Source organism: Pseudoalteromonas sp. OOF1S-7 (assembly GCF_022347765.1).
Classification (GTDB): Bacteria; Pseudomonadota; Gammaproteobacteria; order Enterobacterales; family Alteromonadaceae; genus Pseudoalteromonas.
Window position 1 is genome coordinate 18460 of sequence record NZ_JAKRFZ010000006.1, and the last position, 14230, is coordinate 32689.

A 14230-nucleotide genomic window follows, 5' to 3' on the forward strand; every position below is an offset into this window, starting at 1 on the left:
AAGTGAAAATCAGTAGTAGCTCAGGTCTTGTGTTTTTCCCCAGAAAACCCGATAAGAAAATAACGTGTAGCCAATAATGGCTGGCACCACCAGTACCACACCGTACAGCATAAAAGTAAGGCCTGACGGGTCAGCAAGGGCATCGAACATGGTCAATGTACCTGGGATTACGTAAGGAAAAAAGCTATACACAATGCCAAAAAAGCACAGCAAAAATATCACCACGGCAATGGCAAATGGTAACCAGCAACCGTGGCTTGGCTGTTGATTGAGTCTTAACAATACTCTGTCTTGTAAGACAAAGAGCACCATGCAAATGAAGGGAAGTGGTAATAACAAAAGGCTTGCCTCAGTACCAAACCAACGAGCCTGAACATAGGTGTTAATAAGCGGGTTAACGACAGAAACTGCCAGCACGCCCAACATAGCAACCAGATTACTAAACCGACACCAGCGGATAGCCGCATTCTGTACCTCACCTTCACACTTCATGATTAGCCAGGCAGCACCTATCAATGTGTACGCGGCGATTACGCCGATTCCACTGAGAGCGGCAAACAGGTGACTTGGGAGGCTGTGTTCAAACGACATAACATACAGGCCTAACATATATCCCTGCGAAAATGCGGTTATCAGGCTGCCGAGCTTGAAGCAGCGATCCCAGGTATGTCGATAACGCGTTTTTGCCTTGGCACGAAAGTCAAAAGCGACTCCCCTTAAAATTAACCCTAGTAGCATAAAGGCGATAGGCAGGTAGAGAGCTTGCAGTATAATCGAATGTGCACTGGGAAATGCGATTAATGCTAGGCCAACAGCCAGCACCAGCCAGGTCTCATTGGCATCCCAAAAAGGGCCTATCGATGCAATCATGGTATTCGCAGCGGGCTTATTGTCGCCGGGCAACAGTATACCCACACCCAAATCGTATCCGTCCAACACGGCGTAAACGATAATTGCAAGTGCCATCAGAGCACTGTACAGCAAAGCAAGATGTTCTGCGCTAAGCATATTGACCCTCCTGAGCGGGTATTGCCTGATATTCTTCAACCTGTACTGCATTGCGTGCTGTGTAGAAAAGCGTTTTGATATAAGCTGTCAGTAGCACGGCATATAAAGTAAGGTAACCAATTAGGGTGAGTAATACATGCTCACTGGGTACATTCGTGACCAATTCTTCAATCTTTACCAGACCGCTGACCATGAATGGCTGGCGGCCAATTTCAGTGACATACCAGCCTGCCAGGGTCGCTATCCAGCCTGAAAAAGTCATGAGAACGAGGGCTTTTAGCTGCCAGTCAGGGAGGGCTGAACGTTTCCATAAGGTGTAGCGGGTTACAAACGCAACGAGGATCATCAAAACGCCTGTTCCTACCATGATCCTGAAGCCGAAAAAGACAGGTGTAACAGGTGGATGTTCACCTATAAAGTCATTCAGGCCCCTGACTTCGCCCTCTGTATCATGAGTCAGGATTAAGCTCGCCAACTTAGGAATGGCGATTTCAAAATGATTGGTCCGTGCGTCCTCGTCTGGTAGGGCGAATAACAACAGAGGTGAGCCACGCTCCGTTTCCCAGAGACCTTCCATAGCGGCTATCTTCTGCGGCTGATGCTCTAAGGTATTCAGGCCATGCAGGTCGCCGACAAAAATTTGTACCGGTGCGAGCAGGGCCGCAACCGTGAGCGACACTTTTAAGGTTAACTTTGGGGCGTGTTTATGGTCATTTTTGAGTAGACGGTAAGCGCTGATCCCGGCAACCAGAAAAGAAGCGGTGAGTCCGCTGGCGATTAGCATATGGAAAATGCGATAACCAAATGACGGGTTAAAAATAATTTCAACCCAATTCTCCGGATAGAAAACCCCATCCACCAGGGTATAGCCAGCAGGAGTTTGTAACCAGCTGTTTAAAGACAAAATCCAGAAGGCAGACAGGGTGGTGCCTATTGCGACAATGAGTGTCGAAAAGGTATGTAAACGTGGACTAACGCGTTTCATGCCAAATAGCATTATCCCCAAAAAGGTTGCTTCCATAAAAAAGGCAGTGAGCACTTCGTAGCCCAGTAGCGGGCCTGCTATATTACCAACGCGCTCCATAAAGCCTGGCCAGTTAGTGCCAAACTGAAAAGACATGGTGATACCACTGACCACGCCGAGTGCAAACGTCAGTGCAAAAATTTTAACCCAAAATCGATAGGCTCTTAGCCAGACTGCTTCGCCGGTTTGATCGTAGCGAAACTTGAAAAACACTAAAAACCAGGCCAAAGCGATGGTTATAGTGGGAAAAAGAATATGAAAGCTTATATTGGCCGCAAATTGAATACGCGACAATAGTAGGGTATCAAGCATGACGCACCTCGTATATTATATCAGCGCGAACCGGGCCAGGATCAGGCTATACAGTTTCGCTGATACGACTGTGATGCGCGGGGACGGACCGCGCACAATGAAGAAATCCTTTTCAAAAACCACTCAGTCAGGATTTTCTGAGTAGTTTGTCCCTAAAATCAATTACTTTGCTGACCGACGACCCGAGTTTCATTAAGGATTGCAATTGCTCAGGTGTTAGCCGTTGTAACTCTGCCGACCACTTGGTGACTGTTTCTAGTAGATCGTGAATGGACTGCATTTGTTCTTGCGCATACTTTTCATTCGGCGAGTTAGCTCCGTCCAGGATCTGATCTCGCAACAGGCTCAGGGTTGGGTCAATTTCGCGCTTGCGGCGTTCTTCAAAAACGCGATTTGCAAGATCCCAGATACTGCCGTTGGGTGAGTAATATTCTTTTCTGTCGCCAGGAATGTGATGGACCTTAACCAGTTGCCAGGATTGCAGCTCTTTAATGCCCATGCTGACATTACCTCGGGATATCTGAAGTGCTTCTGCAATCTGATTGGCTGTCAGAGGCTTTTCATTAATAACCAGCAAGCCAACCATTTGACCTATGGTGCGATTGAAGCCCCAGCGGCTTCCCATTTCTCCACAATGGAGAACGAAATTTTCGATTTTAGGTGATAGCTGCATTTTTAAAGTTTCAGTAATTATTGAAACTTTAATATATAGTGCGATTTGATTTGGATCAAGCCAAAAATTCAACTAAATTAATTGCAATGTGGACAATGAAAAATGGGAAGCACATGAAAATGCTTGCCCATCGGTTGAAGGACGTTCGTTTTAACTGGACGCTGGGTGGCTAGTTACCGTGTTTACCCGTTTCCCAGCGGTCATTAAGCAGTGTTTCACCGGCATCTATGGCGCCAGCTTCTAATGTTGTAGCCATCGAGTCGTTCCAGCGATTCAGGTAGCCAAACAGGGCAATAACTCCAAGAATTTCAACTATTTCACCATCATCCCAATGCGCCTGCATCGCGGTTTCAATAGTAGTGTCTACCGCGTTTGGTACACTGGATGCTGCAAGTGCGAATTCAAACGCGGCTTTCTCGGCATCTGTGAATACATCGCTTTCCCTGAACTGCCAGATCTGCGCCAGTCTTTCGTCACTGCCGCCATAGCGCTGTGCAGCTAAAATGGTATGTGCTTCACAGTAACGGCATCCTGTATTCGCACTAGTAATGTAGCCGATCAGCCTTTTTAATTCTGAGGTGACGCGGCCGTGGTTTTCCATAACTGCCTTGTTCAGGTTAATGAAGGCACGGGCAATTGCCGGGCGGATTTGCATGGTTAGCACACTATTGGGACAAAAGCCGAGTGTTTCGTTAAAAAATTTCGCTAATTCTGAGACTTCTTGATCATGTTCTTGTGACAATGGCTTAACTAAAGGCATACTGGTTTCCTGTTGATGTGTTTATGTTGCATATGCAACAACTATATGTGTAGAGGTACAAATTGTCCAGTGACAATGATATGAAAAAAGCGATTGCCAACAGAAAACAGGCACTTGAGGTAAAAGGACCAAACAAAGGTGCGCTCGACCTGAGCAGGCATGTACCATTTCAAGTTGCCGTAGTAAGTAACCTGTTGTCACTTGACCGTGATCCGGTAATTCGTTCACTGACTGAACTTAACACGCGGGAGTTACGCGTTTTACTTAACGTTGGATCGTATGCACCCGTGACGGCTGCAGAAGTAAGTTATCAGTCTCGCCTGGATCCCTATTCTGTAACGCGTGCCGTCAATACTTTACTCAAACTAGAGCTGGTGCGTGCAACTGAGCTGACAGGCAAAAGTAAACCTGTAATTTTGACAGAAGCCGGAGAGAAAATTTATCGAGAAGTCTCGGCACATGTGCGAAAAAGGGAAGCAATGCTGACTGCGCACATGTCTGAGGATGAAAAAGCGCAATTAAGTACTTTACTGATAAAGTTGGAGTTAACGGCAGAAGAGATACTTGCTAACGAAGTCACGGAAATGGAGGAACAGGGCCAGGCCGTAACACGAGACCATAAGGAAATGCTGCGTTGGTACAAGCGCAGCAGGCTTAGCAGATAAATTTGTTTACAGAGTATCCATGCGGTCAATCACGACATTCCGGTTGCTGAAGCGGCATTGAGTTTTATCGTAGTTAAAAGTATCCAGATAACGGCCACTGATGATCTTCGTGGAATCCGGCTGCGCGTTATTTTTGAGTAACAGGATGAAGTGGGATTCTGCCGCAAGGGCCGAGTGTTGAATGTATTGCCGTGAAGAGGTCACCATGTGAACTGTTGTTGTGCTGTTGCGCGCTTTATTAAAACGCGCGACTATCTGCGTTTTTCCATCGAGTGCGACGTTAAGCTTATTGACTGTAAATTGCGCATTGTCCGTAAACAGCGCAGCATATTGTTTCGCGCTTCCTTTGTCGCGAATTTCCGGATAGGCATAAACAAGATCCTGGCAGATTTTCACATGGTCAGGCTGCCCGAATGAAGCACAGCCGCCAAACAGCATCAGGGTTGGTAGCAGTCGACGATACATATGTACGGTCCTGTTATAAAATTGTGCCTGAATCATTACACAATTCAATACTGCCGCCAAGTGTTGCTACGATGCCTGTATCGACACAGAGACTAATGTTTCTTGTGGGATTGTTTGGTAGAGCTCCTGAATGCTTCTCTGGCTGCAATCATACGGTAGGCAAGCGCGCACACTATATAAGCTAGCACTAGTGCGCTGCCAGTCAACAGAGTATCTTTATCCTGAACAAACATCCACAACATAGCCAAAGCGATACTGGCGAACGTAAAGTGTGTAACAAGTGGGTTCATCCGGGTTTTCTTTTTCATTTCAATAAAACTAACATGGTCAAATAACGACCATATTATAAAGTACAGTGCTTAAACATGATAGTAATTTATGCTTTTTATTTTCATTGCTAGTTCTAAAGTGCTGTTGTTTTGTATGTTTCTCATCCTTTGTATCTTCTCCATCCATAGGAGAGTCAATCACGTTATTGTAAATGTTATTTGTAAACACTTTAGGCACAAAGAATTTGACCTAGAATAAGTTCTTATCTTTGCAGTATTTTACAATGGTACCAGTAGCTATGTTCGTGCTTGTATCGGGAGGGAAGCGTGAAAATCACCTATCGCTTTAAGTTGGACCTAAAACAGCTCATATTGTTATTGGTTAGTGCCGCCATTGTATTGTCGGTGTACAGTGCATTGATGGCCAGTTATCGCGTGCATGAACACGCATTTATCAAAGATGCGCTGGCATCCAATCAGGCATATGCGAAGAAGCTGGCCGAGGTCACTGAGTTGTTTTTACAATCATTAAATAGTCAATTGCGCGTCAGCGCAGGCCATATCTCAAATCACTTTGACGATAGCCATGCCATTGATGCTGAACTGGCACGCTTACTGGAACAGACCAACAGCTTTGATTCTCTGGTGGTGATAGATGCTCAACGCAGGATTGTATCAGCTCAGCCTTCCAGTCTCGCGCTGAAAGGGCTTACTCTCGACCCGTCATTATCTGTACCAATCGAGTTGCAACGTCCCTATATTCTTGACCCTTTTGTATCACCAGCAGGCAATTTACTTGTCAGCCCAACTTTCCCTATATTTGCTACAGATGGCGCTTATCTCGGTTTTATTGCTGGCGGAATTTACTTGCATGGCAATACAATTTTAAATCAGCTGTTGGGCACTCATCATGCTTCCGAACATTCATATGTTTATGTGGTAGATAAGAGCAAGCGATTGATATATCACAAAGCTAACGAACGGGTTGGTGAGTTTGTTGGCGATAATCTGGCCATTAACGCCGTATTGAGCGGGCGATCGGGTGCGACGGAAACTCTGAACAGCCAGGGCGAAAATATGTTAGCCGGATTTGCCCCGGTGACCAGTACCGGCTGGGGAGTTGTAAGCCAGCGCGCGTTGACCAGTATTATTGCTGAGCTGAATCAGACACATACCAATGTACTGTATTCCACTTTACCCTTCGCGCTTGCTATATTGATAGCGACCCTGTTTGCAGGGGTTGTTATTGCCAGGCCACTTGCGCAGTTGGCACAGAATGTCAGTTTTCTGAGTCCAGGTAATTTACGTTGTATTGATGAAACGCCTGCCTGGTATTTCGAGGCCGAAAATTTAAAGTCTGCAATCCTGAATAGTTCTGAGTTGCTTGGACAAGAGATAAGGGAACTGGAACAAGATAGAAAAATGGACCCGCTTACCAAGCTGAACAACCGTTTTGCAATGCAGCTGTGGCTGGACAATGTCAAAAACATGCATTATCAGTTTTCTGTTATGGCGTTGGATGTCGATCACTTTAAATCGATTAATGATGAGTTTGGACATGGTGTTGGAGACGAAGTGCTATGTGCTCTGGCTAATGTGATGAAAATGAATGCGAGAAGTCACGACTTCGTTTGCCGAAGTGGTGGTGAAGAGTTTTTAATTTTCATGCCTTTCGTTGATTCAAATCGTGCGTTTAGTATCGCAGAGCGTTTGCGCACTGCGGTTTGTGAATACCCTATGCCCATTCCCCGGCCCGTTACAGTATCAATTGGCATCGCCAGCTGGCCGGCAAATAGCAACAGTATAGAAGAGACGCTAAATATGGCTGATCAAGCCCTTTATCAGGCTAAGAACCAAGGGCGCAATCAAACCTGCCAGGCCAAAAAATACACTCATGCAGCTAACAATGATGTCGCTCAACACGCGATTTAGGGCCGATTAACATCATACATTATGTTGTTTTTCTAAGGAGAGTTTGAACCTGATGCAGTGTTGTGATATGAATAATATCATATAACTGGTCAGATTAGGTTACTCGCAACAAGCTAACCTTGACTTTAAATTATGCAGGGATTGACGGTGCTAAGATAAAAGTTAGATTTATTGATCTGTATCGAGAATAAGACTTGCTTTTAATTCTATCATTGCAATTTGTTAAAATACCTGTTGATATTGAAAACAATAAAATATAAGAACTTAGCCGAATAATGACTTTTTCATTCAGTACTTTTTACAATCTGTGTAGTAGTGAGGCGCGCTATGAATTGGCGCTCGATTTGATCTATGAGAAATTCAAACCGGCTCATTGTCTGATTGGTAAATTTATCGATGCCGATACGCGGGTTAAAACGGTTGCTTACTCCGTAGATGGCGAACGCTCAAACGACATTATCTATGACCTCGAAGGTACCCCCTGTAACGATGCTAAGACGAGTCAGGGAGTATGTTCGATCAGTTGCAATTTGCAGCAGATGTATGCGGAAGATGAGATCCTAAAGATATTTGATATTGATGGGTATCTTGGCGTAACACTGCGTGCATTGGATCATAAACCGATCGGTATTATGGTTTGTTTGTTTGACGAGAAGGTCGTCGTCAGTGAAGAAGACCGACACTGGTTCCGTGAACTTAGTCTGCTCGTAGGGGCAGAGCTGAATCACAATCTTGAAATTGCTGCACAGCAAATACTGGTCAAGCAACTTGCAAAGGGTGAACGCATAGCGAAACTAAGCTCCTGGACCTGGAATATCAGCCGGGATAAGCACGTTTTCAGTCATGAAATGCGTCGCCTGTTACAACACCGCGAAGAGACGTTATCTCTCGATGATTTCACTGACTGTTTAACTGAAGTGGATCAGAAACGGCTCAGGGTCATCATCCAGAAACTTCGTACCGGTCATCTTGACTATATTGATGTCAATGTAACCCATAAAAAGCGCACCAACTTGCGTGGGCTCTATCGTATCATCGGGCGTGTTGAACAATGCGAGGAACAGCGAGACGAGCGCGTCTTTAGTGCCACTGTGCAGGATGTCTCTTATATATACTCCCTCAATAAACAGCTAGAATTGACCAACGTCGTGTTTGAACACGCGACAGAAGCCATTATGATCACTGACGGTGATAACAAGATCATAATGGTCAACAGGGCGTTCGAACGATTAACCGGTTATACAGGGCATGAATTATTAGGTCGTGATCCATCAGTGCTGTCATCGGGACAACACAGCGGGGACTTCTATCATCAAATGTGGAACAGCCTGATGAGTTCCGGTTGCTGGAAGGGCGAGATCTTCAATCGTCGTAAGAACGGACAGATTTTCCCTGAAGAGCTAACCCTCAGCCTGGTGAAAGATGAGCAGGGTGACATCGTCAACTATGTTGCTATTTTTCGGGATATTACAGAATGGAAGCGCAATGAAGCACAACTCATGTTTTATGCAAATCATGAGCCCCTGACTGCGCTGTTGAATCGTCGATGTTTTATCGACATTGTTGAAGAAAAAATATCAGCCAGCCGCAGTTTGCATACACCCTGTTCTCTATTGTTCATCGGTCTTGATCATTTTAAAGAAGTAAACGATATCTATGGCCCAGAAATAGGTGACAAAGTATTGGTGTCTGTAGCTAAGCGACTGCGAAACGGGATCAGGGAGATGGATACGATTTCCCGCTATGGTGGTGATGAATTTGCTATTTTGCTGGATAGCACAGACGTAAAAAGTGCCTTACAAGTTGCGAAGAAACTCAGTGACAAAATCAAGCAGCCTTATGTATTCAACGACCTGACAGTAGAGCTCAGTGCAAGCACAGGTATTGCTCAACTAGAAAATCGGGGGCGGATCACTGCCGCTAAGTTTATTCGCAATGCCGCACATGCATTAGAAAGCGCGAAGAAAACTCACCGGGGTCACGTTGCTCTTCACAATGCTGCAATTCAAAACGCCTACCTTAACAAAATTAAGCTTAAAGATAAGCTGAAGTCAGCGCTCAAAAGTAATCTGTTAACTGTGTACTACCAACCGATTGTCGACGTACAGTGCGGAAAAATTGTTAAGTTTGAGGCGCTGGTCAGGTGGTTTGACGACGAGCAGGGAATGATATCACCGGGTACCTTTATTCCTATTGCAGAAGAGTTTGGTTTAATTCATCTCATTGGCCAGTTTGTACTCGAGAAAGCCTGCCAGGATCTGAAAGCGCTACATCTGCATGGCTATGAAGATGTCAGTGTGTCAATCAATCGCTCGGTGAATGAATTTAAAACCAGCAATGACCAGTTTAAATTGGTAACGGAAGCCATCACTAAAGCTGAAGTGCCATTTGATAAAGTAACACTGGAAGTAACGGAATCCATGGCAACAAACCGCTATACCTGGGAGCTGCTGTCTAAGCTCCGGGAGCAAGGAGTAAAAATTGCGCTGGATGATTTCTGTACAGGCTATTCCTCACTTAGTCATTTGGTTGAAAATCAAGTCGATTATTTGAAAATCGATAAGTCCTTTGTAGACAGCTTGATGGCAGACAGAAATAAAAAGGTGATGATCAATTGTTTGCTTAATTTAGCGCAGGAGTTGGGTATAAAAGTGATCGCCGAGGGGGTAGAGTCTCAGAGTCAGCTCGCGATGCTTGAACAGCTAGGTTGCAATCACATACAAGGTTTTTATTACAGCCCGGCTCAGCCACTATCTGCGTGCTTAAGGTTGTTACAGGAGTTCAATTCCGGACAGGTTTTTAATGATGAGCTAATGTATATCAGCAAGTCATCACAGCAACATTGATGGAGCTGGGGCCATAACTGGCCCCTAAGCAGAGTCTACCTTATTTTAGACTTGCTTCAGATAAGGTTTGAGCACGTCTAGCAAGGCTGCCAGATGATCGTCTCTGTCGTTCAAAGCCGGGATATAATAGTAAGTTTCACCGCCAGCCTCGATAAAGTACTCTCGGTTTTCTTCTTCCAGCTCCTCAAGTGTTTCGAGGCAGTCTGCACTGAATGCAGGGCTGAGAATCGCCACTTCCTTGACACCCTGAGATGCCAGCTCTTTGAGCGTCACATCTGTGTAGGGCTGCAACCATTCTTCGCGTCCAAAACGACTTTGGAACGTCGTCATTACCCTGTCTTTATCAAGTTTTAATTGCTCGCAAACTAGCCGGGTGGTTTGTTGACAAAAACAATGATAAGGGTCGCCGTTATCCAGGAATCGTTTCGGTGTGCCATGATAAGAAAAGAGCAGTTTTTCAGGCAAGCCGTGTTGGTCAATGTGTTCCTGTACGGAATTCGCCAGCGCGCTGATATAACTTGCCTGTTTGTGATAGCCATTGATAAAACTCAGGCTAGGCACCCAGCGCCAGGTTTTCAAGACGTTCGCGATGGCGTCAAATGTTGATCCTGTTGTTGCACTGGAGTATTGCGGGTAAAGCGGAAGTACAACAATGTTGGTTATTCCTTTTTCACGAAGCGCTTCAAGGCCACTTTTGATAGACGGATTACCGTAGCGCATTGCCATAACAACCTCGACATTATCGTAGTTTTGTTCTTTCAGTAAAGCGCGGAGCTTACTACACTGATCTTGTGTAATTTGCACAAGCGGCGAACCATGCTCTGTCCAGATACTGGCATAAGCTTTTGCTGAGCGGCTGGGTCTTATTCTTAATATGACTCCGTGTAGTATTAACCACCAAAGTACTCTTGGCAGCTCCACGATGCGGGGATCAGATAAAAACTCTCGCAGATAGTTTCTCAGCGCAGGTGCGTTTGGGGCGTCAGGACTGCCCAGGTTGGTAACCAGAACACCGATTTTTTCATTAAATCTGTTCTCGTGCGGATTATCAGTAATGGCAGAAAGCTTTGGCACTCATGGCTCCTTTGGCGTGTTCTTTTAGCCTTGCTATTTTACATAAAAGGCTGGAGTGAAAAAATGATTTTTGAATGTACGCACGTGATGTGACATCAGATCTCATCGTTTTGTCTTAAAAATTTGGCAAAATATAGATTTGTTGTTGCAAAAACAGCGCATTAGTCGTATTTTCTCGCTCCGCAGAAGCAATTTAAAGCATAGAATTCGAGTTTAACAATGCGATTAAATCATCCAGTCACCAATCAGGAAAAGCGTTTTTCCCAAGACACCCGACTTATTTCAGTCACTGATCTGAAAGGGACAATACTTGACTGCAACGAACACTTTGTAGCGGTCAGTGGGTATTCTAAAGAAGAACTGATTGGACAACCCCATAATTTGGTACGCCACCCGGATATGCCTGAAGTCGCTTTTAAGACAATGTGGGATCAATTAAAGGCGGGAAAGCCCTGGATGGGCCTGGTAAAAAATCGTTGTAAAAATGGCGATCACTATTGGGTGAATGCCTATGTTACGCCGATGACGGAAGGTGGCAAAATCGTTGGCTATGAATCGGTACGTAGTTGCCCGGATCGCGCATCGGTTGAACGAGCAGAGGCGCTCTATAAGAGAGTCAAATCAGGCCAGCGCGATACAATAAAGTTACCTAAGTTGCGCTCGATCTGGCCTTCAGTCGCAGTGCTTACGGCCATCCTACTCTATGTCATGGTAAGTGAAACGCTTGGGTTTGGCTGGTTGATTGCTAACACCCTGGCGTTATTTGCCTACAATACCTATCGCGACAATGAGCAACTCGGAAGAATTGACAAAGTCATGTCACACAGTTTTTGTGATGACATCGCTACGCAGGTATATTCCCCCTGGAGCGGGAAAATGGCGCAGTTGCATGTTAAATTGCTCAGTGAACGCTCACATTTGGATACCATAATCACGCGGATTGAGTTTGCAGCCAAAGGGGTGGCCAGCGGTGCACAAGAAAGTAACGCGAAGAGTAAAGAAACCACTCAATGCCTGACCAAGCAGCAGCTTGAAACTGAGCTAGTTGCGACCGCGATGAATGAAATGGCAACCACAATCAATGAGGTATCTCAGAGTGTTCAGGTCAGTTCAGAAGATGCCAAGGGCGTGTTGGTGCTTGCTCAGGAAAGCGCTCGCAGCTCCGAAGAAACCCGGGTGTCAATTGAAAGCCTTGGAGCAACGGTGGTTGATATAAAAGATTCTGTGCTGGGTGTAGCAAAGCAAACATCGAAAATTGCAGAAGCTGCCCAGATCATCGAGCAGATAGCAGAGCAAACTAATCTTTTGGCACTAAATGCGGCGATCGAAGCCGCCAGAGCCGGAGAGCAAGGACGTGGCTTCGCGGTCGTCGCTGATGAAGTACGTCATCTTGCACAACGTACGCAAGAATCTACAAAGGAAATTCACGCAATTATTGATCAGCTGACGCAAAGTACGCAAAATGCAGAATTTATAGCACAGCGGGGCGAAGATGAATCTCGCCAGGGTATTGAACAGCTTTCGCAATCCTCCAGAAAGTTAGAGGGGATCTATCAGCTGATAGAAAAGATCAGTGCAAGTAGCATGCAAATCGCTACAGCGGTCGAAGAGCAGGCCGCTGTATCAGAAGATATCAATCAGCAGGTAGTAAACATAGCAACGCTGGCAAATACAAGTGCTGGTAGTTCAAATGAAATGCATATAATCAGTGAAGAGCTGACGACCGTTGCAAATGACATGTATGAGCTGGTTGTCAGGTTTAAACGCTAAGATTTAATCAGAATTCTGAATGGGGCAGGTTTTTGCGATTCAAGTTGTTGTAGCTTTGCGACGGTTACCGCTGTGAAAACATGCCCTTTTGGTAACAACATAATCCCTGTGTGGCTATGTATTGCCAACCCCAGCTCCATTCCCGGTTTAAGTGCCTGTGCATCAATGATGTTCATCGAACCTACTTGTTCAACTCCCTGAGTATCGGATTGTAACGACTGTTCCAGAGCTGCAACCACTTTGGGGTGATAGAAGGACCCGCTGTACATTTTTATCATCTCCAGCGCGTGGGCGCGCTGTTCGGCGTTGGCCTCATGATTTTTCAGCAGGTGCTCAACATAATCTCTGACCGCAGACAGAATGTGTGCGCCAATGGGGATCTCTTTCCCTTTAAGACCCTTAGGTATTCCCTGGCCGTTATATTTCTCAAACTGGTGGTAGATAGCTTCACCAACGTCACTGAGGTGTTGGGCTGGCATCAGCATCAACTGCGCAGTGGCTGGATGGGTAAAGAATAGCTTACGTTGTTGTGGGCTGAGCTGTTCCAGGGGCTGATTATACAGCGCAGGATCCATGGCAAGCAGACCTACCTGCGACAAGTACCCGGCCATTCGGGTAAGTTGCACGATGTTTGCGCTCAGTCCAAGTTTGCTCGCAACTACGCCACAAAGCTGTGCTACCTGTTTGGCCATGTCTGCGTCGATGTAGGGGTTTGCGTTAATGAAGTTATAGAGCAGCTCAACCGTTGCTTTATGTTCATCCTGTTCTCTTTTATTGGCGCACTCGAGTTGACGAAGTACGGCCCGGATCTGAGACGTGCGTTTGTCGACCAATTCTTCCAGATTACCATTAAGTGCCTTCAATTGCGCATTCTGTTTACTGATCTCTTCCTGAAGCGCGAGATTATATTGCTTGAGGCGATACTTCTCTGCGGCTTCTTTAATGACATGGATCAGCGTTTCATTTTGCCAGGGTTTTTGCAAAAAGTTATGGATCCCGCCTTCATTGATTGCTGCGATTGTCGAATTCATATCGGCATACCCTGACAGTAATATCCGCTGTGACTGGGGTGAGATTTGTCTCGCTTTAGTAAGAAACTCAACTCCGTCCATTTCAGGCATTCTCATATCTGAAATGACCACTTCGAATTCACGTTCATACAGTGCCTTGAGAGCGAGTTCACCGCAATCAAATACAGCCACCTGCATACCTGACATGCCCAGTGTCCTCCTCAATACTTTCAATACACCCGGTTCGTCATCCAGACATAACACCCTAATTGGGCCACATGGCGGCTGTGTAGTTTGTGACGCTTGGCGGTGTTCCATCCTGAATCAACAACGTTAGCAGTAGGTAATATAAAAATTAGTCTAAACTTGGTTGTATAACAATGGCTGCAGTGCGTTGGCTGCTAAAATGCGCAATGTAAGGA

At 45.6% G+C, this 14230-nt stretch carries 11 protein-coding genes; 4 read left to right on the forward strand and 7 right to left on the reverse strand.

What is annotated here, in order from left to right; translation table 11 throughout:
* Positions 1 to 9: 9 nt before the first annotated feature.
* From cydB to MHN33_RS10720, 4 genes are all read right to left on the reverse strand, one after another.
* On the reverse strand, positions 10 to 1008 hold the full coding sequence (gene cydB / locus MHN33_RS10705) for a cytochrome d ubiquinol oxidase subunit II (RefSeq protein ID WP_239397924.1): 999 nt from the start codon (positions 1006 to 1008) through the stop codon (positions 10 to 12).
* Positions 1001 to 2344, reverse strand: coding sequence for a cytochrome ubiquinol oxidase subunit I (locus MHN33_RS10710; RefSeq protein ID WP_239397925.1), 1344 nt, complete (start codon positions 2342 to 2344; stop codon positions 1001 to 1003). The genes cydB and MHN33_RS10710 overlap by 8 nt, the downstream gene beginning before the upstream one ends.
* Positions 2345 to 2471: 127 nt before the next feature.
* Positions 2472 to 3017, reverse strand: a complete 546-nt coding sequence (locus tag MHN33_RS10715) for a GbsR/MarR family transcriptional regulator (protein WP_239397926.1) — start codon at positions 3015 to 3017, stop codon at positions 2472 to 2474.
* Between the two features lie 169 nt (positions 3018 to 3186).
* Entirely contained in the window at positions 3187 to 3777 is a 591-nt protein-coding gene (locus tag MHN33_RS10720; protein ID WP_239397927.1) for a carboxymuconolactone decarboxylase family protein, read from the reverse strand.
* Positions 3778 to 3857: 80 nt separating this feature from the next.
* Here MHN33_RS10720 and MHN33_RS10725 point away from each other — a divergent pair, with 80 nt between their 5' ends.
* Complete coding sequence (locus MHN33_RS10725; RefSeq protein WP_239397928.1) at positions 3858 to 4442, forward strand: MarR family transcriptional regulator; 585 nt, start codon at positions 3858 to 3860, stop codon at positions 4440 to 4442.
* A 6-nt stretch (positions 4443 to 4448) separates the two neighbouring features.
* On the opposite strand, the gene MHN33_RS10730 is transcribed toward MHN33_RS10725, so the two are convergent.
* Complete coding sequence (locus MHN33_RS10730; RefSeq protein ID WP_239397929.1) at positions 4449 to 4907, reverse strand: nuclear transport factor 2 family protein; 459 nt, start codon at positions 4905 to 4907, stop codon at positions 4449 to 4451.
* A 596-nt stretch (positions 4908 to 5503) separates the two neighbouring features.
* On the opposite strand from MHN33_RS10730, the gene MHN33_RS10735 reads away from it, so the two are divergent.
* Together MHN33_RS10735 and MHN33_RS10740 are read left to right on the forward strand one after the other, a co-directional pair.
* Positions 5504 to 7108: a sensor domain-containing diguanylate cyclase gene (locus MHN33_RS10735; RefSeq protein WP_239397930.1), complete on the forward strand. Its 1605-nt coding sequence runs from the start codon at positions 5504 to 5506 to the stop codon at positions 7106 to 7108.
* 275 nt (positions 7109 to 7383) lie between these two features.
* Complete coding sequence (locus tag MHN33_RS10740; protein ID WP_239397931.1) at positions 7384 to 9954, forward strand: GGDEF domain-containing phosphodiesterase; 2571 nt, start codon at positions 7384 to 7386, stop codon at positions 9952 to 9954.
* A gap of 45 nt (positions 9955 to 9999) precedes the next feature.
* Here MHN33_RS10740 and hemH read toward each other — a convergent pair whose 3' ends face one another.
* Complete coding sequence (gene hemH / locus MHN33_RS10745; protein WP_239397932.1) at positions 10000 to 11028, reverse strand: ferrochelatase; 1029 nt, start codon at positions 11026 to 11028, stop codon at positions 10000 to 10002.
* 219 nt (positions 11029 to 11247) lie between these two features.
* Between hemH and MHN33_RS10750 the strand changes: the two genes are divergently transcribed.
* Complete coding sequence (locus MHN33_RS10750) at positions 11248 to 12798, forward strand: PAS domain-containing methyl-accepting chemotaxis protein (RefSeq protein ID WP_239397933.1); 1551 nt, start codon at positions 11248 to 11250, stop codon at positions 12796 to 12798.
* On the opposite strand, the gene MHN33_RS10755 is transcribed toward MHN33_RS10750, so the two are convergent.
* The gene (locus tag MHN33_RS10755; protein WP_275442778.1) at positions 12795 to 14126 is read right to left on the reverse strand and encodes an HD domain-containing phosphohydrolase; all 1332 of its coding nucleotides are present in this window, start codon (positions 14124 to 14126) and stop codon (positions 12795 to 12797) included. The genes MHN33_RS10750 and MHN33_RS10755 overlap by 4 nt on opposite strands.
* Between the last annotated feature and the right edge of the window lie 104 nt (positions 14127 to 14230).